The 26935-nt window shown below is 57.8% G+C and carries 20 protein-coding genes; 15 read left to right on the forward strand and 5 right to left on the reverse strand.

The window, feature by feature from the left end; all coding sequences use genetic code 11:
• Nucleotides 1-144: 144 nt before the first annotated feature.
• On the reverse strand, nucleotides 145-4050 hold the full coding sequence (gene purL / locus CFB02_RS08240) for a phosphoribosylformylglycinamidine synthase (protein WP_088557619.1): 3906 nt from the start codon (nucleotides 4048-4050) through the stop codon (nucleotides 145-147).
• A gap of 275 nt (nucleotides 4051-4325) precedes the next feature.
• Between purL and mltF the strand changes: the two genes are divergently transcribed.
• The gene (gene mltF, locus CFB02_RS08245) at nucleotides 4326-5846 is read left to right on the forward strand and encodes a membrane-bound lytic murein transglycosylase MltF (protein ID WP_088557620.1); all 1521 of its coding nucleotides are present in this window, start codon (nucleotides 4326-4328) and stop codon (nucleotides 5844-5846) included.
• 19 nt (nucleotides 5847-5865) lie between these two features.
• Here mltF and CFB02_RS08250 read toward each other — a convergent pair whose 3' ends face one another.
• Entirely contained in the window at nucleotides 5866-6336 is a 471-nt protein-coding gene (locus CFB02_RS08250) for a regulatory protein RecX (RefSeq protein ID WP_088557621.1), read from the reverse strand.
• A 178-nt stretch (nucleotides 6337-6514) separates the two neighbouring features.
• Between CFB02_RS08250 and CFB02_RS08255 the strand changes: the two genes are divergently transcribed.
• The gene (locus CFB02_RS08255) at nucleotides 6515-8980 is read left to right on the forward strand and encodes a DUF349 domain-containing protein (protein WP_088557622.1); all 2466 of its coding nucleotides are present in this window, start codon (nucleotides 6515-6517) and stop codon (nucleotides 8978-8980) included.
• A 13-nt stretch (nucleotides 8981-8993) separates the two neighbouring features.
• Here the strand turns inward: CFB02_RS08255 and CFB02_RS08260 are convergent, their stop codons facing one another.
• Nucleotides 8994-9257 (reverse strand): late competence development ComFB family protein, encoded by a 264-nt coding sequence (locus CFB02_RS08260; protein ID WP_014576682.1) that lies wholly within the window; start codon nucleotides 9255-9257, stop codon nucleotides 8994-8996.
• A 188-nt stretch (nucleotides 9258-9445) separates the two neighbouring features.
• Here CFB02_RS08260 and CFB02_RS08265 point away from each other — a divergent pair, with 188 nt between their 5' ends.
• From CFB02_RS08265 to CFB02_RS08280, 4 genes are all read left to right on the forward strand, one after another.
• Nucleotides 9446-10654: an acetyl-CoA C-acetyltransferase gene (locus tag CFB02_RS08265; RefSeq protein WP_014576681.1), complete on the forward strand. Its 1209-nt coding sequence runs from the start codon at nucleotides 9446-9448 to the stop codon at nucleotides 10652-10654.
• A 29-nt stretch (nucleotides 10655-10683) separates the two neighbouring features.
• Nucleotides 10684-12834, forward strand: a complete 2151-nt coding sequence (locus CFB02_RS08270) for a 3-hydroxyacyl-CoA dehydrogenase NAD-binding domain-containing protein (RefSeq protein WP_088557623.1) — start codon at nucleotides 10684-10686, stop codon at nucleotides 12832-12834.
• Nucleotides 12835-13082: 248 nt separating this feature from the next.
• Nucleotides 13083-15266, forward strand: coding sequence for a carboxy terminal-processing peptidase (locus tag CFB02_RS08275; RefSeq protein WP_088557624.1), 2184 nt, complete (start codon nucleotides 13083-13085; stop codon nucleotides 15264-15266).
• A gap of 19 nt (nucleotides 15267-15285) precedes the next feature.
• Complete coding sequence (locus CFB02_RS08280) at nucleotides 15286-16086, forward strand: helix-turn-helix domain-containing protein (RefSeq protein WP_088557625.1); 801 nt, start codon at nucleotides 15286-15288, stop codon at nucleotides 16084-16086.
• On the opposite strand, the gene mtnA is transcribed toward CFB02_RS08280, so the two are convergent.
• The gene (gene mtnA / locus CFB02_RS08285) at nucleotides 16075-17139 is read right to left on the reverse strand and encodes an S-methyl-5-thioribose-1-phosphate isomerase (RefSeq protein WP_088557626.1); all 1065 of its coding nucleotides are present in this window, start codon (nucleotides 17137-17139) and stop codon (nucleotides 16075-16077) included. The two genes, CFB02_RS08280 and mtnA, sit on opposite strands and share 12 nt — an antisense overlap.
• 112 nt (nucleotides 17140-17251) lie before the next feature.
• On the opposite strand from mtnA, the gene CFB02_RS08290 reads away from it, so the two are divergent.
• The 8 genes from CFB02_RS08290 to rdgC are packed head-to-tail and all read left to right on the forward strand — an operon-like array spanning nucleotide 17252 to nucleotide 22996.
• Nucleotides 17252-18589: a TRZ/ATZ family hydrolase gene (locus CFB02_RS08290; RefSeq protein WP_088557627.1), complete on the forward strand. Its 1338-nt coding sequence runs from the start codon at nucleotides 17252-17254 to the stop codon at nucleotides 18587-18589.
• A 35-nt stretch (nucleotides 18590-18624) separates the two neighbouring features.
• Nucleotides 18625-19341, forward strand: a complete 717-nt coding sequence (gene ubiG, locus CFB02_RS08295; RefSeq protein WP_088557628.1) for a bifunctional 2-polyprenyl-6-hydroxyphenol methylase/3-demethylubiquinol 3-O-methyltransferase UbiG — start codon at nucleotides 18625-18627, stop codon at nucleotides 19339-19341.
• Nucleotides 19316-20002, forward strand: a complete 687-nt coding sequence (gene gph / locus CFB02_RS08300; RefSeq protein WP_172835813.1) for a phosphoglycolate phosphatase — start codon at nucleotides 19316-19318, stop codon at nucleotides 20000-20002. The genes ubiG and gph overlap by 26 nt, the downstream gene beginning before the upstream one ends.
• A 57-nt stretch (nucleotides 20003-20059) precedes the next feature.
• A complete protein-coding gene (locus CFB02_RS08305) occupies nucleotides 20060-20809 on the forward strand; it encodes a YciK family oxidoreductase (RefSeq protein ID WP_088557630.1) in 750 nt (249 codons plus the stop codon).
• Nucleotides 20809-21042 (forward strand): glutaredoxin family protein, encoded by a 234-nt coding sequence (locus CFB02_RS08310; protein ID WP_008171448.1) that lies wholly within the window; start codon nucleotides 20809-20811, stop codon nucleotides 21040-21042. Before CFB02_RS08305 ends, CFB02_RS08310 begins: the two co-directional genes overlap by 1 nt.
• A 12-nt stretch (nucleotides 21043-21054) precedes the next feature.
• The gene (yaaA, locus tag CFB02_RS08315) at nucleotides 21055-21825 is read left to right on the forward strand and encodes a peroxide stress protein YaaA (RefSeq protein WP_088557631.1); all 771 of its coding nucleotides are present in this window, start codon (nucleotides 21055-21057) and stop codon (nucleotides 21823-21825) included.
• A gap of 24 nt (nucleotides 21826-21849) precedes the next feature.
• The gene (locus CFB02_RS08320; protein ID WP_064227465.1) at nucleotides 21850-22050 is read left to right on the forward strand and encodes a DUF2788 domain-containing protein; all 201 of its coding nucleotides are present in this window, start codon (nucleotides 21850-21852) and stop codon (nucleotides 22048-22050) included.
• Nucleotides 22051-22069: 19 nt separating this feature from the next.
• Nucleotides 22070-22996 carry a recombination-associated protein RdgC gene (gene rdgC / locus CFB02_RS08325; RefSeq protein ID WP_088557632.1) on the forward strand — a complete coding sequence of 309 codons (927 nt, stop codon included), beginning with the start codon at nucleotides 22070-22072 and terminating at the stop codon, nucleotides 22994-22996.
• A 56-nt stretch (nucleotides 22997-23052) separates the two neighbouring features.
• Here rdgC and CFB02_RS08330 read toward each other — a convergent pair whose 3' ends face one another.
• The gene (locus CFB02_RS08330; protein ID WP_088557633.1) at nucleotides 23053-25797 is read right to left on the reverse strand and encodes a GNAT family N-acetyltransferase; all 2745 of its coding nucleotides are present in this window, start codon (nucleotides 25795-25797) and stop codon (nucleotides 23053-23055) included.
• A gap of 209 nt (nucleotides 25798-26006) precedes the next feature.
• Here CFB02_RS08330 and CFB02_RS08335 point away from each other — a divergent pair, with 209 nt between their 5' ends.
• The gene (locus CFB02_RS08335; RefSeq protein ID WP_088557634.1) at nucleotides 26007-26933 is read left to right on the forward strand and encodes a histone deacetylase family protein; all 927 of its coding nucleotides are present in this window, start codon (nucleotides 26007-26009) and stop codon (nucleotides 26931-26933) included.
• The last annotated feature ends 2 nt before the right edge of the window (nucleotides 26934-26935 follow it).

Consider the following 26935-nt stretch of genomic DNA (forward strand, 5'->3'; position numbering starts at 1 on the left):
CTGAGTCAAGGGGATTTTTGCCATTTTTGCCGATTTTTTCCCTTGAAAAACGCCCAAAAAAAGGGCGCAAAACAAAAAAGCCGGCTTTGGAATAAACACTCATGCTGAGCGCACCCAAAACCGGCTTGTTACTGGAACGGAAAATCAGCCGAACCAGCGTCTCGCATTTCGGAACATGCGAATCCAGGAACCGTCTTCCTGCCACTCTGAAGGGCGCCAGGAATGCTGGACAGCCCGGAACACTCGCTCGGGATGCGGCATCATGATGGTGACCCTGCCGTCGCGCGTCGTCACACCAGTAATACCGGCTTCGGACCCATTCGGGTTGTAGGGGTAGCGTACGGTTGCCTGCCCCCGATTATCCACATAGCGCAGCGCCAACAACTCGTTCTCGGAGAGAGCTTCTGCCGAGGTGCCGCTGGCAAACTCAACCCTGCCCTCGCCGTGGGCAACCGCAATCGGCATACGGGAACCGGCCATGCCATCCATGAACGCCGACGGTGACGGCAACACCTCAGCCATAACCAGGCGCGCCTCAAACTGCTCCGACTGGTTACGTACGAAACGTGGCCAGCCCTCACTTCCCGGAATCAGTTCGTGAAGATTGGAGAGCATCTGACAGCCATTGCACACACCCAGCGCCAGTGTGTCCTGGCGATTAAAGAACGCCGCAAACTGGTCCCTGACGCGATCGCTGAACAGAATCGATTTGGCCCAGCCCTCGCCAGCGCCCAGAACGTCACCGTAGGAGAAACCGCCACAGGCAACCAGGCTGTTAAAGCCATCCAGCGTAACCCGGCCGGAGAGCAGATCGCTCATATGCACGTCAACAGAATCGAAGCCGGCACGGTCGAATGCGGCCGCCATCTCAACCTGACCATTGACACCCTGCTCCCTCAGAACCGCGACTTTTGGACGAGCTCCGTTGTTGATATACGGGGCAGCCACGTCGTCGTTGATATCGTAGGAGAGTTCGGCGTGGAGACCGGGATCCTCTGCGTCAAGCAGGTTATCGAATTCTTCACGAGCGCAATCAGCGTTATCCCGGAGCGACTGAACACGGTAACTGGTCTCGGACCACAGGCGCTGGAGTTCTACCCGAGATTCATCCACCACAGTGCTACCTTCGAAGGTCAGGCGAAGGTTGTCAGTATCATTCGGGCTACCGATAACACTGATGTAGTCCCCAAGACCCGCGGCAGAGAATTGCTGCAAGACAAAACCGGTGTCTTCCTTGCTTACCTGGATGACGGCACCCAGCTCTTCATTAAACAGTTCCCGAGCAAACTGACTGCGATCCTCGGCTAGGCCATCCAGCTTGATATCAACCCCACAGTGGCCGGCGAAACACATTTCAGCCAGAGTGACGAACAGGCCGCCATCTGAACGATCGTGATAGGCCAGGAGCTTACCGTCGCTGTTCAGACCCTGAATAACCGCAAAGAAAGCCTTGATGTCCTCCGGGTCATCCAGATCCGGTGCAACTGCACCGACCTGACGGTAAACCTGAGCCAGAGCGGAGCCCCCGAGGCGGTTCTGGCCCGCAGCAAGATCCACGAGGATCAGGTCTGTCTCGCCAGCATCTTTGACCAGCTGGGGAGTCAGCGTCCTGGCAACATCAATAACCGGAGCAAAACCACTGACAATCAATGAAAGCGGTGCAGTCACGCTTTTCTGTTCGCCACTGTCTTCTTCCCACATGGTCTTCATGGACATGGAGTCCTTGCCCACGGGGATCGTGATTCCAAGCTCCGGGCACAATTCCATGCCTACGGCGCGAACGGTCTCGTAGAGATTCTCATCTTCACCCGGGTGGCCGGCGGCGGCCATCCAGTTTGCCGAGAGCCGGATATCGGACAACTTGCCGATCGGCGCTGCCGCCATATTAGTAATCACTTCACCGACGGCCATGCGACCGGACGCGGGCGCATCGATCGTGGCGACCGGCGTGCGCTCCCCCATGGCCATTGCTTCACCGGTGCGAACATCGAAGGAGGTGGCCGTCACAGCCACATCAGCGACCGGAACCTGCCAGGGCCCAACCATCTGATCCCGCGCAACCAGGCCGGTAATGGTCCGGTCACCAATGGTGATCAAAAAGCTCTTGGAGCCAACAGACGGCAGACGCAGTACGCGGCGAATGGCATCATCCAGATCGATTTTGGTGGAGTCAAAAATGGGCTTCGTAAAGGAAGCGCGGCTGACACTCCGGTGCATGCGCGGTGGTTTGCCGAACAGCACTTCCATCGGCAGATCAACCGGCTTGTCGTTGAAGTAGGAATCGCCCAGTTCCAGATGATGAGCTTCTGTTGCCTCGCCTATCACGGCATAGGGGCAGCGCTCGCGGCGGCACAGGGCGTCAAATTGTTCCAGGTTTTCCGGAGCCACTGCCATCACATACCGTTCCTGGGATTCGTTACACCAGATTTCCAGCGGAGACATTCCCGGCTCGTCACTGGGAATGTCGCGAAGCTCGAACTTACCGCCGCGGCCGCCATCTTTGACAAGCTCAGGCATAGCGTTGGACAGACCACCGGCGCCCACATCATGGATGAACGCGATAGGGTTCCTGTCGCCCATCTGCCAGCAGCGGTCGATAACTTCCTGGCACCGACGCTCCATCTCAGGGTTGTCCCGCTGCACTGACGCAAAGTCCAGATTTTCGTTGCTGGAGCCCGAGTCCATGGACGAAGCCGCGCCACCACCCAGACCGATCAGCATGGAGGGCCCACCCAACACGATGAGTTTCGCGCCCACCGGAATATTGCCCTTCTCAACATGTTCTTCACGAATGTTGCCCAGACCACCGGCAATCATGATCGGCTTATGGTAACCGCGGACTTCTTCGCCGGCGGCTCCGGGCACTTTTTCTTCAAAGGTCCGGAAGTAGCCCGCCAGGTTGGGACGTCCGAATTCGTTATTGAATGCCGCGCCGCCAATAGGCCCTTCAATCATGATGTCGAGCGGTGAAGCGATACGTTCAGGTTTGCCGTAGTTGATTTCCCATGGCTGGGGATCGTCCGGCAGATTCAGGTTGGAGACTGTGAAACCAGTCAGACCCGCCTTGGGCTTGGAACCCCGGCCGGTAGCACCTTCGTCGCGAATTTCGCCGCCGGAGCCCGTGGCGGCGCCGGCGGCAGGGGCAATCGCCGTCGGGTGGTTGTGCGTTTCCACCTTCATCAGAATATGGATGTCTTCTTCGTTATATCCGTAGACACCCGTCTCGGGATCGGGGAAGAAGCGGCCACCACGACTACCCCGAATAACCGAGGCATTGTCCTTGTAGGCGGATAGCACGCCCTCGCTGTTCATTTCGAAGGTATTCCGGATCATGGCGAACAGGGATTTTTCCTGACCCTCGCCGTCAATATCCCAGGACGCGTTGAATATCTTGTGGCGACAATGCTCGGAGTTCGCCTGGGCGAACATCATGAGTTCCACGTCGGTCGGATCCCGTTCAAGATCCGTGAAGGACTTAACCAGGTAGTCAATTTCATCTTCGGCAAGCGCCAGCCCCAGGCGCGAGTTGGCTTCCACCAGGGCATCGCGGCCACCAGCGAGAACTGGCACCCTTCCCAGAAGCCGAGGCTCTTCATGGCTGAACAACAGCTCTGCGCCGCCCATCTCATGAAATACTTTCTGGGTCATGCGGTCATGCAGCAGCGCTGCGATTTTCTCGCGCTGTTCCAGGCCAAGCTTGCGCCCCGAACGAATGTAATAGGCCGTGCCCCGCTCAATCCGGTGTATCTGCCGCAGGCCACAGTTTCGGGCGATGTCCGTTGCCTTGCTGGACCAGGGCGAGAGCGTGCCGGGGCGAGGCACAACCAGGAAAAGCACGCCGTCAGGCTCTTCCACCGGCACACTCGGGCCATAGGTCAGGAGCCGGTCCAGAATAGCTTGCTCAGCGTCCGAGAGGTCTGCCTCCAGGTCAACAAAGTGCATGAACTCAGCATAAACATGCTCGATTTCAGGCACGATATCCTGAATCCGGGAATGCAATTTGCGGGAGCGGAATGGCGAGAGCGCGGGAGCGCCGCGAAGTTCAAGCATGATATCAACCTGTATCGCGCGAAACGGGGAAGTCTGGGTGCAATTTGAAAGGCCGACATGATACTCGAAAGCGGGGTCAGGATACAGCGCTTGAGGCGTTAATCCCGGGCCGTACAATTAACATTGTTTTGCACATTAATTAACCAGCTTTATTGACCAGGCCTCCGACACCAAGGATCATTGGGAGTGTGGAAAGGAATTCCACGCTCAGGATAGACAAGGTTGCATGGCTTTAAGCGACGCTACAACCAGATGATCCAGCCGTGACGGAGTCCATGGACTTGCCAAAGATATTTGCTGCTTTCAAAAGCGCATCCGCCGGGATTGTTTTTTTCCTCGGCACTGCCCTGATACTGACCGGATGCTCACAGCCCAGCACTCTCCAGGAAATCCGTGATGAGGGGGTTCTGCATGTGATTACCCGGACGGCGCCGTCTATCTATGCGGAAAGTGAAGACGGCCCCACCGGCTATGATTACGAACTGGCAAAACTGTTCGCCGAGGAACTTGGCGTAAAGCTCCGGGTTCGCGTTGCCGATAACAACACAGAAATCCTGTCTGTTCTGGAAAAGAACTACGCCCACTTCGGGATGCTCGGGCTTTCCAGACAACCCCATACTGCCAATCAATATCGCACCGTAGCGACCGGCATCACCGCCCAGTCGATCCTGGTTTATAACCGCGATGTCGAGCGGCCTGAATCATTGCAAGACCTGATCGGGAAAACGGTGCATGTGGTATCCGACAGCAACCACGAGCACCGCCTCAATGAAGCCCGCCAGGAAAACGCAGAGCTTGAATGGCAGGTGCATTCCGGACTGGACGCCGCGGGCGTTCTGTCCCGCGTTGAGAGCGGCGAATTCCCCTACGCGATGGTTTCCTCCAACGAGCTCGACCTTAACCACGTATTCTACCCGATGGTGAAGGAGGCCTTTGCCGTTGGAGAGCCCGGTGAACTGGCCTGGTTTTTCCCGTCAGCGCAGGATGATTCCCTGGCAAAAGCGGCCCGCCAGTTTCTGGAAAGTCTCGAGACCAACGGAACATTGGCCCAGATTTCCGAACGCTTCTATGGCCACCTTGATCGACTGAATTACGTGGGTGCCCGAACCTTCATGCATCATGTGGAGAACCGGTTGCCGAAATACGAGGCGCTGTTTCGCGACTATGCCCGCGACTTCAACATGGACTGGCGACTGCTCGCAGCCATTGGTTACCAGGAGTCTCACTGGCGCCCCAATGCGGTATCGCCCACCGGGGTCCGTGGACTGATGATGCTGACCCGGAACACCGCCAGCCATATCGGCATCAACAACCGCCTGGACGCCGAAGAAAGCATCCAGGGCGGCGCCAAGTATTTCCGGATCGTGCACGAAAAAATCCCGGAACGGATCCCGGAGCCAGACCGCACCTGGTTCGCCCTCGCGTCCTACAATGTGGGTTTCGGGCATCTGGAGGACGCCCGTCGGCTTACAGAAGGCGCGGGACGAGATCCTGACCGGTGGATGGACGTTAAGGAATTCCTGCCGTTACTGGCCGAGAAGGAATGGTATACCAAGACCCGCTTTGGCTATGCCCGGGGCCACGAACCGGTGGTCTACGTCCAGAATATCCGGCGCTATTATGATGTCCTCGCCCGACTTAACCAACCGGGTATTCCGGCGAGCGAAGCAGAGGAACAGATCGTACAGATGGAGGAAAGCCGGGAGCCGGAAGGCCCATCAGGCGAGCTGCAAACGGACGGAAAGCTCAGGGCCGGCCTGCCCGCAGAACTGGGCATGATACCGCCGACCCTGTGAAGAAGCAGACTTCCGCCGGCTATTCGCTACGAGCCTCAAGCGCACGCTCCACCTGACTGGCGGAAAAGCCTCTACGATTCAGGAAACGTGCCTGCCGCACTTTTTCATCCCAGTCTTCACTCAGGTCCGCCAGGCCAAACCGCTTATCGCGGATACCGATAGCTCGCTGGCACCAATCCTCCTCCGTCATCTCGTCAACACATTCCGGAGCCTTGTGAACCCCGCGCTGCTGAAGTTCGCCAAGAATCCGTAGCGGTCCGTAACCAAGGTCCATTCTTTGGCGGGCGTAGACGTCAGCAAACCGATCATCGTCAAGCCAACCCTCTCTCTCGTAATCATCCAGAACAGCGTTAATAATGTCGCCCGGCAGCTTTCTTTGACGGAGTTTCAGGCTTAACTCGAGGCGACTGTGCTCGCGTCTGGCAAGCAACCTGAGTGCCGTTGCCCGGGCCTTGTAATCCTGATCGTTGTCATTTTCCTGTTTTGCCATACAGACCCTTTCCGCACACGCATACAAAACGCTAGACTAGCCGCGAATTTTTCCTGCTGGCCAGCACCTCATGCTGACCAGTCAAACTACCCGGCATCCCAGACCGGATGCCGACGGCCGGTAGCGGCACAACTTTGCCCGACACCGTGAACTGGTTTCAACACCCAAGGATACTCTTATGGCCGCGTTCATCCAGAAACTGTTCAAATCCCGCAAGACAACCGAGGCAACGCAAAAACAGCGGAAAGCCACCCAGCCAGAGCCTGTCGAACAGGAAGATACCCGGACTGACCGGAGGGAAGAACAGCTCAAAACACTGGAGAGCGCACCATCCCAGGATGTCCTGGCCAAGCTTGCCATTGAGGGCGTTACCGCGGATATCCGGCAGTCCGCTGCAGGCAGACTGACCGACGAAGCCAGCCTGCAGGACTTGCAGAAACAAGCCAAAGGCCGTGACAAAGGTGTCTACCAGATCGTTAAACTGGCACTTCAGCAGCGGCGCGAAGAACAGGCCCGGGTGGACAGCATCAGCCAGACCATCGCTACCCTTACCCGCCACGCGCAGGACCAGGCGAAAAGTGACGATACCAAGCTTTATGAGGCCCGGCTCGATGCCCTGCTGAAGCAATGGGCTGAGGTGGAAACACACGCCTCACCGGAACAGGCCCAGGCATTTCTCGAAGCGGTTCACCTGTGCAAGGAGCGCATTGTGGCCCTGCAATCTGCAGCGGAAGATGAAAAGCGCCAGCGCGAGCAGAAGCTGCAACGTCAGGAAACCCTGGATCTGCTGAACCGCACACTGGACGAGCTCAAGTCTCAACCGCCTGAGACACTGCCCTCGCTGGCGTCCCTGGATGCACTCCAGAAAACCCAGGAAAACCGCTGGCTGGAAGCAACCCGGGATACGGCAGTGGAGAAGCAGGAACAGAAAGCCTACGAAACCGCCATGCTCGCATTGCGCAATTACCTGAGCTCTGTCCGTCGCATTACCCAGGAACGGGAAACCATCGTCGAACTTGGCGCACTGCTCGAGCGCGCAGACGATGCCACCGACGAGCAGCGGGCCCAGGCAAAGACCCTGGTTGCCGAGATCAACTGGCCGGAAGGCTATCCCATCCCGGCACTGCTGGAGCCATTGCGGAAGCTGGCCGGTAAACGCAAGAAACCGGCAGAGCCCCGAGTTGACCAGGAGCAACAGAAAGCTCTGACGACTCGCCTCGAGGCCGAAATCAGGCAACTGGAGGAGGCTCTGGAGGCCAAGCAGCTGAAAGAATCCAAACAGCTCTTCAAAACGGCACAACAGCACTTCCGGGATCTGGACCAGCGCCACGCCAAACCCTACCAGGCGCGTATGCAACTGCTTACCGGGCAATTGCGTGAACTCTCAGACTGGCAGGGCTTCGCCACGGAACCCAAGCAGATTGCCCTGTGCGAGCAAATGGAATACCTGGCAGAGCAGCCAATGGACCCGGAAGCAAAGGCCGAGCGAATCAAGGAGTTGCAGAATGAGTGGCGCGATCTTGGCGGCTCTTCAGATCGCTCGCTGTGGTCCCGGTTCAAAGCTGCCTCGGACACGGCTTACGAGCCCTGCAAGGCCTACTTCTCTGCCAAGTCCGGCCTCAAACAGGCCAATCTGGAAAAACGGTCCGCCATTTGCGAGCAGCTCGAAAGCTTCCTGGACAATGCCGACTGGTCTTCAATCGATTGGAAAGCCGCAGAACGAATCCACCAGACCGCACGCCAGGAGTGGAAAGAGGCCTGGCCAGTGGAATTCCGCGCCAATCGGGCCGTTCAAAAGCGCTTCGATGAACTGCTCAAGAGGCTGGAAGCACCTCTGGACGGGGAACGGCGCAAAAACGAAGGCCTGAAACAAACGATCGTGGACAAGGCCCAGGCCCTGGTCGAACACGAGCCGCTTCAGGAGGCCATGAACCAGGCCAAGGCCCTCCAGGGAGACTGGCAAGCCATTGGAATCACCCGCCATCGAGAAGACCGAAAATTATGGCAGGCGTTCCGAAAGGCCTGTGACCAGATCTTTGCCCGCCGTGATGCCGAGCGCTCGGAACAGCAGCAGGCATCACGGGCCGCCGACGAGACGGCACAAGCAGGCCTGAATAAGGTTTCAGAAATATCCCCGGAAAGTGACGAACAGGCAGTCACTGCGGCCCTGGCGACGCTCAAGGATATTGACGCCACTACGCTCTCAAAAGGCGTCAGAGAACAGGTCCAGCAAGAAAAGCAGCGGCTGAGCAAGATTCTCTCGACCCTGAGACTGCAGGCAAAAATGGCTTCCTGGCAGTCTCTGGTGATGGCGGCCACAGCGGGCCAGTTCGGCAGTGAATCAGCGCCTCAGAACTGGGCTGCGCTGGCCGAAACGTCAGACGCCAGCGATCCGGTCGAGCTGGTGATTCGCGCAGAGATCCTTTGCGGCGTGCCCTCGCCCGAAGCCGATCAGCAGCGCCGCATGGAAATTCAGGTTCAGCGCCTTGCCGATGGTATGGGCTCCGCCGACAACAGCAAGGATCAAATGCAGGATGTAGAAAGACTGCTGGCAGCCTGGTGCCTGGGTGGCACTGGCAAATACGCGGACGCGGAGCTCGCTGAGCGACTGAACAGGGCCATCGCCAATCTGAACGAGGCCTGAGGCGCCCAGCGCTCTACTCCCGCTGATGTTCCCTGACGAATTCCCTGGCTTCCTTTACGGCGGCCAGGGATTTCTGCTTCATTCCCTTGAGCTCCTCGTCCGCCAGATAAAACATCATATCGATTGAATGCCGGTAATAACGTGTGGGCAGTCGGTTGAGAGCCACGCACATAACATCGGTCAGATAGTCCGCTGTGTCAGACTCCTCCCGCGTTGCCTCGATGGCATCCACCACCAGCCGCTCGTAGAAATTGTCGATTGCATCTCGCAGAGACATGGCTGCCGCCTCCTGAATTCAACTGCCGTTCCTATCACCATAGAAGCCCCACCCCCGCTTGTCATGGTTGCTGAGCAATTTCGCCAATGCGATTGGCAGCCGGCGTCATTACACCCCGCAGTCGCAACCGGCTATGGTTGTGTCATCGGTAGATCAATTCCGAAAACAATATGACCAGAGGACAAGCAATGACCACCGAGGCTTATATCTTCGATGCAGTCCGCACCCCCAGGGGGCGCGGAAAAAAAGACGGATCACTTCACAGCGTCAAACCCATCTCGCTGTTGACCACGGTGCTCCATGCGCTGCAGGAGAGGAACAGCCTGGATACCGCCCAGGTGGACGACATTGTGATGGGCTGCGTGACCGCCGTGGGTGACCAGGGTGCGGATATCGCCAAGACGGCAGCGCTGGCCGCTGACTGGGATGAAAAAGTGGCGGGCGTCACCCTGAACCGTTTCTGCGCTTCCGGATTGGAAGCCGTGAATCTGGCGGCCATGAAAGTTCGCTCTGGCTGGGAAGACATGGTGGTTGCCGGCGGTGTGGAGGCCATGTCCCGTGTGCCCATGGGCTCCGACGGCGGAGCCTGGGCCACAGATCCGGAAACCAATCTGCATACCGGTTTCATGCCCCAGGGCATCGGCGCAGACCTGATTGCCACCCTTGAGGGCTTCAGCCGTGAAGACGTTGATGGCTTTGCCGTGAAATCCCAGCAGAAAGCGGCCAATGCCTGGCAGAACGGCTACTTTGCGAAGTCCATCATTCCGATCACTGACCAGAATGGCGTGGTGATCCTTGATCGCGATGAGCATGTGCGTGGCAACACTTCCCTGGAAAGCCTTTCTGGCCTGAAACCCTCCTTCCAGATGATGGGCGAGATGGGCTTCGACGGTGTCGCCCGGGAGAAATATCATTATGTGGAGAAGATTAACCACGTTCATCATGCCGGCAACTCCTCAGGTATCGTCGACGGTGCCACCGCCATGCTCATCGGCAGTGAAGCCAAGGGCAAAGCCATGGGGCTGACGCCGCGTGCCCGCATCATCGCCACGGCCGTGACCAGCACAGACCCCACCATCATGCTCACCGGCCCTGCCCCGGCAGCGCGCAAGGCACTGGAAAAGGCGGGCATGACTGCCGATCAGATCGATCTGTTTGAAGTGAACGAGGCCTTCGCCTCTGTGGTTATGCGCTTCCAGCGGGAACTCTCGGTTCCCGACGAAAAAGTGAACGTGAACGGCGGGGCTATCGCCATGGGCCACCCTCTGGGTGCCACCGGCGCCATGATTCTTGGCACCCTGCTGGATGAGCTGGAGCGGCGCGAGCTGCGCTACGGCCTGGCCACACTGTGCGTCGGTGGCGGCATGGGCATTGCCACCATCATTGAGCGCGTCTGAACCCGTCCACTTTTTCAGGAGAACCAACTATGAGTGCTATTCGTTATGAACTGGGTTCAGACCAGATCCTGACCCTCACCATCGACATGCCCGGCCAGTCCGCCAACACCATGAACGCTACTTTCCGGGACGCCCTCTCGGAAACCGCCGCAAAAGTGAAGGAAGACCTGGATAACATTCGCGGCATCATCATTGCCTCCGCCAAAAAGACCTTTTTTGCTGGCGGCGACCTGAAAGAACTGCATAAGGTCACCCGCGAAGACGCCGGGACTTTCGAGGATATGGTCAACGGCCTGAAATCCCACATGCGGTTTCTGGAAACCACCGGAAAACCCGTGGTGGCCGCCATCAACGGCTCCGCCCTGGGTGGCGGCCTCGAGATCGCCCTCGCCTGTCATTACCGTGTCGCAATGAATGACGACAGCATTCAACTTGGACTTCCGGAAGTGACTCTGGGCCTGCTGCCAGGTGGCGGCGGCACCCAGCGACTGCCTCGAATGATTGGCCTGGAGGCAGCCTTCCCGTTCCTGATGGAAGGCAAAAAGGTAAACCCGAAAGCTGCACTCAAGGCCGGCATAATCAACGAACTGGCAGATTCTGCCGACGATATGATCACGAAAGCCCGGACGTTCATTGAGGCCAACCCGAAATGTCAGCAGCCATGGGACCAGAAAGGCTTCAGGTTCCCGGGTGGCGCGCCCCACCATCCTGCCATGGCGCAGAAGCTGGCGATCGCTCCGGCCATGCTGAAGCAGAAGACCAAAGGCTGCTACCCGGCCCCGGAGCGCATCCTTTCTGCTGCCGTTGAGGGCGCTCAGGTCGATTTCGATAACGGCAGCCTGATCGAGACCCGGTATTTTGCGGAACTGGTGATCGGCCAGGTCGCCAAGAATATGACCGGAACCTTCTGGTTCCAGTTGAACGCCATCAAGGCGGGCGGCAGCCGCCCCGAGGGCGTTGAGAAAGAAACCTTCCGCAAGGTGGGTGTTCTCGGTGCAGGCATGATGGGCGCAGGTATCGCCTATTCAACGGCGACACGGGGTATCGGTGTGGTGCTGAAAGACGTCTCCGTTGAAAATGCCGAAAAAGGCAAAAGCTACTCGGAGAGCCTGCTCGCCAAGAAGGTCAGCCGTGGCCGAATGACCGAAGAACAGAAGGCAGACATCCTGAGCCGCATCAAGGCCACCAATTCGGCAGACGATCTGGAAGGCTGTGATCTGGTGATCGAGGCGGTCTTCGAGGACAGTGGACTGAAGGCAAAAGTGACCCAGGAAGCGGAGCCCAAACTGGTGGCAAACGGGATTTTTGCGTCCAACACCTCAACCATCCCCATTACCCAGCTCGCCGGAGCCTCTGCGAACGCCGAGAACTTCATTGGCCTGCACTTCTTCTCACCGGTCGACAAGATGCAGCTGGTGGAAATCATCGTCGGCGAAAAAACCTCGGATGAAACCCTGGCGCGCTCGTTTGACTACGTTCAGCAAATCGGAAAGATTCCCGTGGTGGTCAACGACAGTCGAGGGTTCTTCACCTCGCGGGTCTTTGGGACCTTCGTCAACGAGGGCATCTGCATGCTTGGTGAAGGTATTCATCCAGCGAGCATTGAAAACGCCGGGGTGCTGGCCGGTATGCCCGTCGGGCCACTGGCTATTTCCGACGAAGTCAGCATGACCCTGATGCAACACATCCGGGACCAGAGCAGGAAGGATACCGAAGCCGCCGGCGGTACCTGGAACCCCCACCCCGCGGAGGCCGTCATCGATGCGATGGTCAACGAGCATGGCCGCAAGGGCAAGGCTGCGGGCGCGGGCTTCTACGAGTACCCTGCCAACGGCAAGAAACACCTCTGGCCGGAGCTGGAAACTCTGTTCGTGAACGCGGAGAAGGCAAGAACGGTCAAACTGCAGGAGCTGAAAGACCGGATCCTCTTCATTCAGGCCATCGAAACCGTTCGTTGTCTGGAGGAAGGCGTATTGCGAACGGTAGAGGATGCGAATATCGGCAGTATCTTTGGCATCGGCTATGCGCCGTGGACCGGTGGCGCGATTCAGTTCATCAATCAGTATGGCGTGAGAGCATTCACGGAGCGGGCATCCGCGCTCGCCGAGACCTATGGTGAACGCTTTGCACCACCCAGACTGTTGCAGGAAAAGGCGGAAACGAACACACCGTTCGCCTGATTAAGCCTCTGCACGTCTGCTGCCGGGAGGATTTACCAATTCTCCCGGCAGTTTCCTCGTGTGCAACACGCCTCAACCCCGATGATCCCTCGGTTACGAACGTGGCGTCTTCATGGACAGATTGTCACGATCCGATACGCCCTGCCTATGGCATCGGGTGTAGTGCTTGCCTACAATAAATTTAATAAGTCACGGGTAGACACTCCCTCGCAAACCGAGGGGCTACCAACACCGTCGGGTAAGCATTTATGACCATCGCGGAAAGAATTATGGCTCGTCACTCTTCGGCCGGATCTGTTCGGTTCGGAGTGTGCAAGGCAATGACTGTAGCATTGCTGCTGTCTGCGCCACTGGGGCTTCATGCCAACGTTGAAACTCCAGACGTGTACGAGCCAGTTGCACCGACGATTGATCAGGCGCGAGCCAATATCCTGATCGCCCGTCAACTGCAGTTTACCCACTTCCGGGACCTCGGAATCAGCGATGAACTCTCCGGAGATGTGTTTGATGCCTACCTGGATTACCTCGACGGGCAGAGAATCTATCTGTCGCAGGACGACATTGCGAAGTTCGACAAAATCCGCACTCAACTCGGCTCTGCCCTGAAAACAGGTCAGCTTCAGCCCGGGTTCGATATTTACAATCTGGTTCAGCAACGGATTATCGAGCGCCTCCAGTTTGCTCTGGAAACAATCGACAAAGGTATCGACACGCTGGATTTCTCGGCCAACGAAAGCATTCTGGTCGACCGCTCGAAAGCGGACTGGGAATCGAACGCCAAGGCCCTGGACGATCTCTGGGTCAAGCGCATCAAGAATGCGGTGCTGGCTCAGCGCCTGAACGGAGCAGAAGACGAGGCCATCGTTGAAACCCTGAGCCGCCGCTACGAAGGCCAGTTGAAGCGCGCATATCAGGCCCGCAGTGAAGATGCTTTCCAGGCCTATATGAACGCTTTTACCGGCATGTGGGACCCGCACACGTCCTATTTTTCGCCGCGCACCTCCGAAAACTTCAATATCAACATGAGCCTTTCACTGGAAGGCATAGGTGCTGTGCTTCAGTCGGACAACGAATACACCAAGGTGGTGAGACTGGTACCCGGCGGGCCTGCCTCCAAGCAGGGTCAGCTTGAGCCCGCAGATCGCATTGTTTCGGTGGCGCAGGAAGACGAAAAACCGGTGAATGTAATCGGTTGGCGTCTGGACGAAGTCGTGGAACTGATTCGTGGGCCACGCAATTCAACCGTCACACTGGAAGTTATTCCGGCCAATGCCTCCGATGAGACCATTACTGAGACCATCGCCATCAAACGCGATGAAGTAAAGCTGGAAGAGCAGAGCGCCAGCAAGGACACGATACGTCTTGAGCGTGGCGGCAAGGAATATACCATTGGCGTCATTACCATCCCCACGTTCTATGCCGATTTCCAGGCCATGCAGGCTGGTGACCCGAATTACAAGAGCACGACCCGTGATGTCCGCAACCTGATTGCGGAGCTCGAAGCCGACGGCGTCGACGGCCTGGTGATGGATTTGCGAAACAACGGCGGTGGTGCGCTGCACGAAGCCAATGATCTGGTTGGCCTGTTTATCGACAAGGGCCCCACCGTTCAGATTCGCAACGCCAATAACGACGTGCAGGTACTCAATGACGAGGATCCTTCGGTGGCCTACGACGGACCTCTGGTGGTGCTCACCAACCGCATGAGTGCGTCAGCGTCCGAAATTTTCGCCGGCGCCATCCAGGACTATGGCCGCGGACTGGTTGTCGGTTCCCAGACCTTTGGCAAGGGCACCGTTCAGGCCGTGCGTCCCTTGAACCATGGGCAACTCAAGATCACCCAGTCCAAGTTCTACCGGGTATCCGGCGGCTCCACCCAGCACAAAGGAGTCATCCCGGACATCGAGATTCCCTCTCGCATCGACAAGACCCGCATCGGTGAGGACGCCCTGGATCATGCCCTGCCCTGGGACCAGATTGAGGCTGTGCCACATACACGCTACTTCGATTTCAGCGGCATTATCGATGAGCTTCGCAAGCGGCACGAAGAACGGTTCTCAACCAACCCTGAATTCAGCCTGCTACAGCAGGAGATCGACTTCCTGACCAAACAGCGCGCCACCGACAGCGTCAGCCTAAACCTGGAAGAACGCCGAGCCGAACACGAACAGATCGAACGCACACGGCTCACCATCGCAAATGCCCGGCGTGAACTGAAAGGCCAGGCACCGTTCGGGTCGCTGGAAGACCTTGAAGACTGGCAGGACCAGCAGGCGGCGGACCTGAATTCCACCGATGAGGAGCTGGATTTCGTGATAAGGGAAGGCGGACATATCATGGCCGACATGCTGGACCTTGATAACCGCATGGCATCGATCCTGGATCCCCACCAATTTGCGGCACAGTCTCCGGCCGCCGCCGTAACACGTTGAACGGGCAGATCCGGGTCTCATGACTGAGAAGGACGCAGGCGGACAGGATAGCCACCAGAAAGCACGGATGTTGCAAGACATGCTGCTGGACGCGCTACATGCCATGCGCTCCCTGGAGGAAGTGGAAGGATTGGAAAAACCAGCGGCTCAGGAACGAACGCCGGAAGGCCTGATCGACCGCCTGGCCAGCCTTACCGGGTCTGCGCTCCGCTTCGGGGTCAAGGCGACGGATACGTCTCTTCGGGTGGGCCGGGCGCTGATCAATTCCCAAGATCAGCTGCGGGCAATGCTCACAGCAGGCCAGTCTCTGAAAGACATCCGCGAAGTGGCCGGCCTCACCGTGTCAGAAATGAGCGAGGCGCTTAACCTGCGGGACAAGTCCGTCCTGGAGGCTATAGAGAACGGCACCACCACCCTGTCCTTCGAACTGATACTACGTCTGGCAGCCCTCATTGCCAGAAACGACCCCATCCCGTTCATCATGCGCACCACGCGTAATTACAATCCCGAAGTCTGGCAGATTCTGAATGACTGGGGCGTGGCGAGACTACCCTTGCAATTTGAACGGGAGCGGGAGTTTATCAACATCTTCCGCCGGCATGATGACGCTCGCACGCTCTCGGATGAAGGTTTCCAGAAAGTGCTGGAGTTCACCCGTCACAGCTTTGAAATGTCCCTGCACTTTATCGAGGAGCAGGAACGGCAGGTGGCTGAACTCAGGGCCACCTACGAGGAAAAGCACCCCGACGTGAAAAGGTCACCTGACAAGCCTGCCGCCAACAAGAAGCAGCCGGAGCGCACCCCACCGTCAACCAAATAACGCCTGCATACCGGTTCTGTTCGGGTTATGCACCACGCCCTTTTCAGTAACGATCGCGTCGATCAGGCTTGCCGGTGTCACGTCAAAGACCGGATTGAATACGTTGATGCCTTCCGGCGCCAACCCAATACCGCGTATCTCCCGGATTTCAATGCCGTCGCGCTCCTCAATGGCCACATCTGCCCCTGACGCCGTGGCCATGTCTACCGTGCTTGAAGGCGCGACCACCATGAAGCCCACCTTGTGATGACGGGCCAGAACCGCCAGGCTGTAAGTGCCGATCTTGTTCACAACATCGCCATTGGCAGTTATTCGATCCGCGCCGACGATCACCCAGCGTACGTCTTTCCGGGCCATGATGGCAGCAGCGGCACCATCGGCATTCAGCGTTACGGGAATGCCGTCGCGTGAAAGTTCCCAGGCCGTCAACCGGCCACCCTGAAGCCAGGGGCGAGTCTCGTCGGCATAGACGTCTGCCAGCAGCTTGTCCTCATGGAGACGACGAACAACGCCCAGTGCCGTACCGTAGCCCCCGGTGGCCAATGCACCGGTATTGCAATGCGTCAGCACCGAAAACGGTGCCTTTGCTCCTATAAACTCAAGGGCATGGTCCGCCATGGCAAAATTGGCGGCCAGGTCTTCCTCATGTATGGCCCGGGCCTCCGAGGCCAGGCGTTTTACCGCCTCGTCCAGCGAATGGCACGCGTGGAAAATCCTTTCCATGCGCTGCAGCGCCCAGAACAGGTTTACTGCGGTCGGACGTGAGGCTGCCAGCTCGCGAATGGCCTGTTTGATTTCCGCCTTCCAGTCCCCGCCACTGGCATGCCTGGCCGCAAGGGCCACCCCATAGGCTGCACTGATGCCGATTGCAGGGGCGCCCCGAACCACCATATCCCGGATACTCTGCGATACACCAGCGGCGCCTTCCAGCGTTATCCAGTGCTCCTCTCCCGGCAGCAGGCGTTGATCCAGCAGCTCAAGACTGCTGCCATGCCAGCGAATCGCAACGGTGCCAATGGCCCGTTCTTGGGCGGGTTTCGGGGTTGTTGTCATAGAAGACTGCTCCGGTTTTTCAGCACTGAAAACTGCCAGTATAACGGTTATACTTCGTGGCTACATTTTCAAGGTGTGGAAGCTCCGCGCCATGCGCTGTAAGGCAGGATAAATGACGGCAGACACTATCACCGCAGCCGATATTCGCATCAACGCACGCTGGCTGATCCCAATTGAGCCGGCAGGCACGGTGCTTGAGCATTATGCAGTCATTATCCAGGGTGACCGCCTTGCCGCAGTCATTCCCCAGGAACAGGCGGACAGATCGTTCAGAACCCGGGAAACCGTTGATCTTCCGAACCACGTCGTCATGCCCGGCCTGATCAATATGCACGGCCACGCGGCCATGAGCCTGTTCAGGGGCATGGCAGACGATCTTCCGCTGATGACCTGGCTGAATGACCATATCTGGCCGGCCGAAGGTCGCTTTATCAGCGAGCAGTTCATTGCCGATGGCACCCAACTGGCCATGGCCGAGATGCTGCGTACGGGAACCACCACGTTTTCTGACATGTATTTCTTCCCGGAAATTGCCGCTCAGATGGCGCACGATACGGGCATTCGTGCGCAAATCTGTTTTCCGCTGCTCGACTTTCCGACGCCGTGGGGTGCCGGCCCCGAGGAATACCTGAGCAAGGGCGCCGACTTTATCGACAGCTGGAAAAACGATGGCTACATCATGCCGGCCATTGGCCCCCATGCACCCTACACCGTGTCCGACGGCCCGATGATTGAAGCCGTCCGGCTCTCGGAAAAGACCGGCGCAGCCATCCAGATCCACCTGCACGAAACGGCATTCGAAGTGGCCGAGGCTACTGAAAAGCTGGGTCAACGGCCGACGGCCCGACTGGCGGATCTCGGCCTGCTCCGTCCAGAGACCCAATGCGTACATATGACCCAGATTGATGCCAGCGATATCAGCTTGCTTGAACAAACGGGCGCCCATGTCATCCACTGCCCGGAGTCAAATCTGAAGCTGGCCAGCGGCCTTTGTCCGGTGCAGGAACTCCTCGATAGCGGGATTAACGTCGCCATAGGCACCGACGGCGCCGCCAGCAACAACGACCTCGATCTGTTCGGGGAACTCCGGACTGCCGCCATGATGGCCAAAGTTGTGGCCAATGATGCCTCGGCGCTATCGGCGCACAAGGCCCTGCAGATGGCCACGATCAACGGGGCAAGGGCTCTGGGGCGGGACCATGAACTGGGTTCTCTGGCCGAGGGCAAGCTGGCGGATATCATTGCCATTGACCTGAGCGACCCGTTTTTGCAGCCGGTCTACGACCCGGCTTCGCACCTCGTCTACAGCAACCATGGTCGATCAGTAAGCCACAGCTGGATTAACGGCGTACCACAAGTACAGGATGGCCGGCTTACCCGCATTGACGTTGCCGATCTCATGCTTCGAGTTGAGGACTGGGCCGGGCGAATCCGCACAGAGGCTGACTAACCGATTTCCTATTGATTCACCAGGCAGAACCAACCATGACAAACCAGAACGTAGACCGGAACGAGATCGCCAAATTCGAGGCCCTGGCCAGCCGCTGGTGGGATCCCTCGAGCGAATTCAAGCCACTGCATGATATTAATCCCCTGCGGCTGAACTACATCGATGAGCGGGTTTCCCTGGCCGGAAAGCGCGCTCTGGATGTCGGCTGCGGTGGTGGCCTGCTGTCGGAGGGCATGGCCCAGCGCGGCGCCCACGTTACCGGTATCGACATGGGCGAGGCTCCGCTGGCCGTCGCGCGGCTGCATGGCATGGAGAGCGGCGTGAACGTGGATTATCGCCAGATCACCATCGAAGAACTGGCCGAGGACAGCGAACATGCGGGCCAGTACGACGTGGTTACCTGCCTCGAAATGCTTGAGCATGTGCCGGATCCCGCATCTGTGGTGCGGGCCTGTGCCGCCATGCTGAAACCGGGCGGCCATCTGTTTGTATCAACCATCAACCGGAACCCGAAATCGTTTCTTTTTGCGATTATCGGGGCGGAATACGTGCTCAGGTTACTACCCAAAGGCACCCACGAATGGAAGAAATTTATCCGGCCATCGGAAATGTCCGACCATCTTCGCCATGCAGGGCTGGAAGTCCGTGAGCTTACGGGCATGACCTACAACCCCGTCACCAAGGTTTACAAGCTCGGACGGGACGTGGACGTCAACTATCTGATGCATGCCAGGGATATTCGTGAAGCCTGAAACCACGCATCGAGCCTCCACGGTCCTGTTTGATCTTGATGGAACGCTGATTGACACCGCGCCGGACTTCATCCGGTGCCTGAATCAGTTACGGGAACAGCACGGGCTGCCCGCCCTTCCCCACGAGCATATCCGACGCTCGGTCTCGAACGGCGCGCGCGCCATGATCCGGGTCGGCTTCGGCCTGGAACCGGAACATCCGGAATACCTGGAAAAACACACCGCGTTCCTCGACCTCTACGAAGCTGGAGTGGCAGTGGAGACCAGCCTGTTCGAGGGGATGGACGAGCTTCTCAAAGCCCTCGAGGAGCAAGGTATTCCCTGGGGTATTGTGACCAATAAGCCTGCCAGGTTCGCGGTTCCACTGATCGAGGCCCTTAACCTGGCTGACCGATGCGCGGCACTGGTTTGCCCCGATCACGTTGCCCAGCGCAAACCTCATCCGGAGGCCCTCTATCTGGCCTGCCAGCAGATCGGCGCCGATCCGGCCACCGGCATTTATGTGGGCGACCACGAACGGGACATCGAAGCCGGGCGTAACGCTGGCATGAAAACCATCGCCGTCCGCTACGGTTACATCGAGGAGCCAGAAGCCATTGACCTGTGGCAAGCGGACCTCATCGCCGACACCGTCACGGACCTGGCAAAGCTGTTACAATAGCGCATCAAATTTAGGATCCGGTGTTCAGCCGGTAACAGCCTGACACGGAGACAGGTTATGCATGATTACCAAGCACCCGCCGATCTTCTGAAAGACCGCATCATTATGGTGACGGGTGCCGGCAGCGGCATTGGCCGGGCTGCAGCCAAGGCCTACGCCGCCCATGGCGCCACCGTGGTACTGGTAGGCCGCACGGTCAGCAAACTCGAAACGGTTTACGATGAAATCGAGGCAGCCGGCCACCCCAAGCCTGCCATCGTGCCCATGAACTTCGAGGGCGCCGCGGTGAAGGACTACGAAGAACTGGCCATGACCCTGGAAGATAATTTCGGGCAGCTTGACGGTTTGCTGCACAACGCGGCAATTCTGGGCGACCGCAGTCCTGTAGAGCTTTATGACCCGGAGACCTGGAACAAGGTCATGTACGTGAACGCAACGGCGCCGTTCCTGCTAAGCCGGGCAATGATTCCCCTGCTTCGCAAATCCGACGACGCCTCGGTGATCTTCACCTCCTCGGGTGTCGGCCGCAAGGCGAAAGCCTACTGGGGCGCCTATGCCGTCTCCAAGTTTGCCGTAGAGGGCCTGAGCCAGTTGCTGTCCGAAGAGCTGGACGACGAGCGTCACAATATCCGGGTAAACAGTCTGAACCCCGGCGCGACCCGTACCAACATGAGAGCCCACGCCTATCCGGCGGAGAATCCACAGCAAAATCCGGCACCAGAGGACCTGATGCCGATTTACCTGTACCTCATGGGCAAGGACAGCCAGGGCGTCAACGGCCAGAAACTGGACGCACAACCGAAATAATGGAACTGCTTTTTTACACAACCTCTCAGTGCCACCTGTGCGAACTGGCCGAAGCCCTGCTTGTAAGCACGCCCATGCCGGAGCCGATCCCGGTAGACGTGGTGGACATTGCCCAGTCCGAAGAACTGGTAGAACGCTACGGTACCCGGATACCGGTGCTCCGACGCAACGATACCGGTGTGGAACTGGACTGGCCATTTACCAGGGATGACTTACTTACATTCCTGCAATGAGGATTGCCTGACATGTTGATGGTTATTTCCCCTGCCAAAACGCTGGATTACGAGAGTCCGTTGGCGACCAGTACCTATACTCAGCCGGAATTCCTTGAGGATGCCTGCGAGCTGGTCGACCTGCTTAAAACGCTGGAGCCGCACCAGATCAGCAATCTGATGAGCATCAGCGACAAGCTTGGGCAGCTGAACGCCGAGCGCTTCCAGAACTGGCACACACCGTTTACCCCCGAGAATGCCCGGCAGGCTGTACTGGCTTTCAAAGGTGACGTGTACACCGGCCTGGACGCCGAGAGCTTCAGTGAACAGGACTTCGACTTTGCCCAACAGCATCTACGCATGCTTTCCGGTCTGTATGGCGTCCTGAAACCCCTGGACCTGATGCAGCCCTACCGCCTGGAAATGGGTACCCGGTTCGAAAATAACCGTGGCAAGGATCTGTATGCCTTCTGGGGCAGCAAGATCACAGAGGAGATCAACCGGCTGCTTGCGGATGACGACGGCGTGCTGGTCAACCTCGCCTCCAACGAGTATTTCAAAAGCGTAAAGAAGAAAGACCTTGAAGGCCGGCTGATTACCCCCCAATTCAAGGACTGGAAGAATGGTCAGTACAAGATGATCAGCTTTTATGCCAAGAAAGCCCGGGGGCTGATGTGTCGGTTTGCCATTCAGAACCGAATTACCCAAGCCGACGACCTCAAGGGATTCAATCTCGAAGGCTATTACTTCAGCGAAGACCAATCCGATAAGAACAACTGGGTTTTCCTGCGGGATGAACAGTAATCCACGTTGAAATCGGAGTCAGCAATGAACGAAGCAATGTTTTCCCAGATCGCCATGCTGGTGTTTCTGACCGGCCTGATTGTCTGGATGGGTTTCATCGTCTGGGATCTGGCCAAGAAATCCCAGGCCGGCAAGTTCGGCACCATCGCACTGTTTACGGTGCTGGGCGCCGGCGTTGTGGGCTTTATCGTTAAAACCGTACTCGTAGAGATCATGCAAATATGAAAGACAAGGACCAGCCCTGATGTGGTTTCGCAACGCCCGCGTATTCCGATTTACCAAACCCTTTGATATCTCTGCCGAAGAGCTGGAAGAAAAGCTCCAGGCCGACGCCTTCAAGCCCTGCGGACCTCAGGAAACCAGCCGCCAGGGCTGGGTTCCGCCCCTGGGCAAGCATGGCGAACAGCTGGTTCACAGTGCCAACGGCTATCACCTGATTGCCCTGCGCAAGGAGGAAAAGATTCTTCCCGGCCCGGTGGTGAAAGAAGCGGTTGAGGAGAAGGCCGAAGCCATCGAGTTCGAGCAGGGCCGGAAGGTCCGGCGCAAGGAAAAGGACGAAATCAAGGAACAGGTAATGCTGGAGATGCTGCCCCAGGCCTTCTCCAAGAACCGCCGCTCCTTTGCCTACCTCGCCCCCCAGGACGGTGTTCTGGTGGTCGACGTGGGCTCCGCCAAGCAGGCGGAAGATCTGGCCTCGACTCTGCGCAAGAGCCTCGGATCGCTGCCGGTCCGTCCACCCGCGGTGGAACAGGCACCTGCTTTCACCTTTACCGGTTGGCTGAACGAATCCATCGACCTGCCCGGCAAGGTGGTTCTGGGCACTGAGTGCGAACTCAAGGATCCGTCTGAAGATGGCGGCGTGGTGCGTTGCAAAGGCCTGGATCTTAAAGCAGATGAAATCCGCAACCATCTGGATGCGGGCATGCAGGTGACCAAGCTGTCCCTGACCTGGGACGACAACGTCTCCTTCGTGCTGGATGAAGAACTCGGCATCCGTCGCCTGAAATTTGGCGAAACACTTCAGGATCAACTGGACGATGTCGACGTGGACGACCACGCAGCCAAGTTTGATGCGGCTTTCACGCTGATGACCCTTGAGCTGTCCCGACTGATTCCAGGGCTCCTGGAAGCGCTCGGCGGCGAAGATCGCTCTGCGATTGTCGAAGAGTAAAGCCGTAAAACCGGGTCAGATACCCTCCTTGTCTGACCCGGCCTCCCTTGCACTCTTCAGTGGGCGCTTTTTCCCAGACGCTCTCGCTGCCAGTCTTTTTCCGGTTCGTTCAGGACCAGCCGCAGATCCATCACTTCCTCTTCGGTATTGAACTTGATTTCAAAGCCCAGATGTTCCGCCAGCTGCAGCATGGGACGATTATCCGGCAGTACATTGCCCACCATTTCCATGGTGCCCCTGGCCCGGCAGTAATCGATCATCTTCTGCATCAGGGCAACGCCGAGGCCTTCGCCCTTCATTTTATCGTGCACCATGACCGCGAACTCGCATTGCAGGTTATCGGCATCGGTCCAGGTGCGCACGGTTCCCAGGGTTTCCTCGCCTTCCCCGTCTTCCCTCGGCGCGTTGGCAATAAAAACCATCTCCCGGTCGTAATCGATTTGCACCATCTGGGCAACGTCTTCCCGGGAGAAATGCTTGCGATACTGGAAGAACCGGTAACGAATGGACTCCGGCGACTGCAACTCATGGAACGCCCGGTGGGCAGGCTCATCTTCCGCCAGTACCGGGCGAATGATGACCCGGCGCCCGGATTTGGGTAAAACAATCCATTCCTCCAGTTCCCGCGGGTAAGGCTGAATAATCGGCCGCCCCGGCTTGTCAGCCAGATTGATGGCAATATTCACCGCCACCGCCCCCTGCTCGTTGAACAGCAAGGGCGAGATCTCAAGACCCTTGATTTCCGGAATATCGATAACAATCTGCGAGAGGGTGACCAGGGTCTCGGACACCGCGCGGATATCCTCCTCCGGCTTCAAGCTGTGTTCTTTCAGCAGCTTGTACATGTAGGTACGGCGAAGAAGCTCACGGGCCAACACCATGTTCAATGGTGGCAGTGCGATCTGCCGGTCGGTCATCACGTTGATCTGGGCGCCTGCGGCACCGCACACCACCAGCGGGCCAAACAATGCGTCCCGGGTAATGCCGACACTGAACTCGATCCCACCCACGTGCTGGTAGGAACGCTGAACCGCAAACCCGAGAAATCCACTTTCCGGGAAATGGCTCTTGTATTCCTCCATCAGGTAGCGGCAGGAATCCATGATGGCCGTTTCGCTGTTCAGTTTCTGGACCGTGCCCTTGTAACGACGCTGGGTCGGACTCAGGTCCAGGAAAGGATGGCACGCCTGCTCATGAATAATGGTGATGTCGATGGGGCGCCGCTCAACCGCAAACACCTCCAACACCTCTTCCATATCGTCGCAGTACATGGTTTCGATGGTGCTGATCCCGTAGTCCCGCACCAGATCCCGCGCTTCCCGGTTGGAGAGGTGATACCGACCTGCTCGAAGTGCCCGGTTGACCACATGACGGGTGTGGGTACGGTCTGCAAAGTGGTCGGTAAAGGATTCCGGCGTTTCCGTTAGCAGCCGCTGAACCCGCTGGTGACGAACATGCTGCATGAATGCCATCACGGCTTTCTCAGGATTGAAGAACGACGGCAGCCCGGCCCGGTAAAATTCTTCCCGCGCATCCATGACCGTACTCTGGCCGAGCCAGCAGGTGAACACATTCAGACGTGTACCCTTGGAGGCCTGCACAACGGCATCCGCAATCTGCAGGCTGTCCTCCGTCAGGCTCGGCGCATACATCACCAGCACGTTTGCCACTTCCGGATCCTTGGCGAGAATTTTGATGGCTTGGCCATACAGCTCCGGTGAGGCATCGTAGTTAAGGTCAATGGGGTTTTTACGGGTCCAGTAAGGTGGCAGCAGCTCGGCCAAGGCCTCGATGCTGGATTTCGACAGCTCTGCCAGTTCACCACCAAGATCCGCCAACCGGTCCACGGCCAACACCCCGGGACCGACTCCATTGGCCATAATCGCCAGGGTTTCGCGGCGCAAGGGACGCATCCGCGTCAATGTCTCGAGCGCATCAAACATCTGGCCAAGGCCATCCACCCGGAGCACACCTGCCCTCTGAAGCATGGCGTCGTAGATCGGATCACTGCGTTTCAGGCCATCAGGAAGGTCATGGGGAAACCACTCCGACTCCGGTACACGACCGGACTTCACCGCAATCACCGGCTTGGTGCGGGACGCAACCCGAACCGCCGACATGAAACGCCGGGCACTGGGAATGTTTTCGATGTGCAGGAGAATCGCACGGGTCTGTGTATCCTGGGCCAGGTAGTCGATCAGGTCGTCGTGATCGATATCCATGCCATCGCCCAGGGTCAGGAAGTAGGAAAACCCCACACCACGGGCGAATGCCCAGTCTATGACCGAACTGGCGATGGTGCCGGACTGGCCAACGAAGGCAACCCGGCCAGGGATGGCGCCCATATGGGCGTAGGTAGCGTTCAGGCTGCGTGCCGGGACCATCAGGCCAATGGTGTTGGGGCCCAGTACCCGGATTCCGGTTTCCCGGGCCGCTTCTCGAACCGAATACATCAGGGGCTGGCCGGTTTTACTGTGAGTACGTGACATGCCACCGGTCATAACGATCGCGGTGCGCACCCCGGCCTCCCCCAGCCGCTTGATGGTCTTGGCCACGGTATCCGGCGGCGTACAGATGATTGCCAGGTCCGGGGAAAATTCCATTTTCGAGACTTTCTTGACGCAGGGCACCCCGTGCACGTTGTCGTAATCGTTCTGGTTCACCACCAGTAACCGGCCGGGATAACCGCCCCCCATCAGGTTCCGCAACACCATACCGCCAAGGTTGTCTGCCCGCTCCGACGCACCGATCACCGCAATAGACGCGGGATTAAACAGGCTCTCCAGATACCGGGTGCTCAAGCTGACTCTCCTTTGTATGCGGCCGGCAGACCGTTGGGGAAATAAATGTAATAAAACAGGTTACTTATGAGTGTAACTCTTATCTTAGGCCTTGATACCCCGATGTGAAATGACTATCGCCCTTATAAGACCAAAGAAACACGGCATCGTGCAGTTTTCCCTGATAAGCTTGAAGAAAATATAAGCATATCGAAGGCAGTCCGAGACGTATGACCACGGCATTCTTTTCCCACGATGACTTCATGAAACACAACATGGGGCCGGAACATCCGGAAAGCCCTGAGCGGCTGGCGGCCATCGTCAGCTACCTTGCTGACACTGGCCTGGACCAGAAACTTGACTGGGTCCGACCGGAAGAAATCACCCGCGATCAGCTTCTGATGGTGCATCCGGAAAAATATCTCCATCAACTGGACCTGATGCAACCGACCCGTGGCCGCGTGTTTACCGACCCGGACACGGCCATGATGCCTGACACCCTTCGAGCCGCCCGCCTGGCAGCTGGTGCCAATATCCAGGCCGTGGATATGGTAATGAGCAGCCAGGTTACCAACGCGTTTGTTTGTGCACGGCCGCCCGGGCATCATGCCGAGCGGGCGAAATCCATGGGGTTCTGTTTTTACAACAACGTTGCCCTGGCCGCCATGCGCGCCCTCACCTTTCATCATTTGGAGCGGGTCGCGATCATCGATTTCGACGTGCACCAGGGCAATGGCACCGTAGACATTGTTAGTGGCGACGAGCGTATCCTGATGTGCTCAAGCTTCCAGCACCCCTTCTACCCGCACTCTCACGTGCACCGGCAGGCCGACAACATCGTGAATATTCCGATTGAGGCAAACTGTTCGTCTGAAGAGTACCGGAAGCAGGTGGAGGCGGGATGGCTGAAGCGCCTGAATGAATTCAAACCGCAGTTGATCCTGATTTCGGCGGGTTTTGATGCCCACCGGCTGGATCCGATGGCAGAACTGAATCTGGATACTGAAGATTATCGCTGGCTGACGGAAATGATTGTGAGTGTCGCCAGTGAGCACAGCAATGACCGGATCATTTCAACCCTGGAAGGCGGTTACCACCTGCGGGCCCTGGCGGAAAGTGTCAATGCCCACCTCGAAGTTCTGGATTCGGTTTACTGAAG

The sequence above is a fragment of the Marinobacter sp. es.042 genome (assembly GCF_900188315.1).
Lineage (GTDB): Bacteria > Pseudomonadota > Gammaproteobacteria > Pseudomonadales > Oleiphilaceae > Marinobacter.

What these genes read in the sequence shown, in the direction of transcription:
- purL (WP_088557619.1), bottom strand. Translation starts at nt 4,050, where the DNA reads ATGCTTGAACTTCGCGGCGCTCCCGCGCTCTCGCCATTCCGCTCCCGC.
- mltF (WP_088557620.1), top strand. Translation starts at nt 4,326, where the DNA reads ATGGACTTGCCAAAGATATTTGCTGCTTTCAAAAGCGCATCCGCCGGG.
- CFB02_RS08250 (WP_088557621.1), bottom strand. Translation starts at nt 6,336, where the DNA reads ATGGCAAAACAGGAAAATGACAACGATCAGGATTACAAGGCCCGGGCA.
- CFB02_RS08255 (WP_088557622.1), top strand. Translation starts at nt 6,515, where the DNA reads ATGGCCGCGTTCATCCAGAAACTGTTCAAATCCCGCAAGACAACCGAG.
- CFB02_RS08260 (WP_014576682.1), bottom strand. Translation starts at nt 9,257, where the DNA reads ATGTCTCTGCGAGATGCAATCGACAATTTCTACGAGCGGCTGGTGGTG.
- CFB02_RS08265 (WP_014576681.1), top strand. Translation starts at nt 9,446, where the DNA reads ATGACCACCGAGGCTTATATCTTCGATGCAGTCCGCACCCCCAGGGGG.
- CFB02_RS08270 (WP_088557623.1), top strand. Translation starts at nt 10,684, where the DNA reads ATGAGTGCTATTCGTTATGAACTGGGTTCAGACCAGATCCTGACCCTC.
- CFB02_RS08275 (WP_088557624.1), top strand. Translation starts at nt 13,083, where the DNA reads ATGACCATCGCGGAAAGAATTATGGCTCGTCACTCTTCGGCCGGATCT.
- CFB02_RS08280 (WP_088557625.1), top strand. Translation starts at nt 15,286, where the DNA reads ATGACTGAGAAGGACGCAGGCGGACAGGATAGCCACCAGAAAGCACGG.
- mtnA (WP_088557626.1), bottom strand. Translation starts at nt 17,139, where the DNA reads ATGACAACAACCCCGAAACCCGCCCAAGAACGGGCCATTGGCACCGTT.
- CFB02_RS08290 (WP_088557627.1), top strand. Translation starts at nt 17,252, where the DNA reads ATGACGGCAGACACTATCACCGCAGCCGATATTCGCATCAACGCACGC.
- ubiG (WP_088557628.1), top strand. Translation starts at nt 18,625, where the DNA reads ATGACAAACCAGAACGTAGACCGGAACGAGATCGCCAAATTCGAGGCC.
- gph (WP_172835813.1), top strand. Translation starts at nt 19,316, where the DNA reads ATGCCAGGGATATTCGTGAAGCCTGAAACCACGCATCGAGCCTCCACG.
- CFB02_RS08305 (WP_088557630.1), top strand. Translation starts at nt 20,060, where the DNA reads ATGCATGATTACCAAGCACCCGCCGATCTTCTGAAAGACCGCATCATT.
- CFB02_RS08310 (WP_008171448.1), top strand. Translation starts at nt 20,809, where the DNA reads ATGGAACTGCTTTTTTACACAACCTCTCAGTGCCACCTGTGCGAACTG.
- yaaA (WP_088557631.1), top strand. Translation starts at nt 21,055, where the DNA reads ATGTTGATGGTTATTTCCCCTGCCAAAACGCTGGATTACGAGAGTCCG.
- CFB02_RS08320 (WP_064227465.1), top strand. Translation starts at nt 21,850, where the DNA reads ATGAACGAAGCAATGTTTTCCCAGATCGCCATGCTGGTGTTTCTGACC.
- rdgC (WP_088557632.1), top strand. Translation starts at nt 22,070, where the DNA reads ATGTGGTTTCGCAACGCCCGCGTATTCCGATTTACCAAACCCTTTGAT.
- CFB02_RS08335 (WP_088557634.1), top strand. Translation starts at nt 26,007, where the DNA reads ATGACCACGGCATTCTTTTCCCACGATGACTTCATGAAACACAACATG.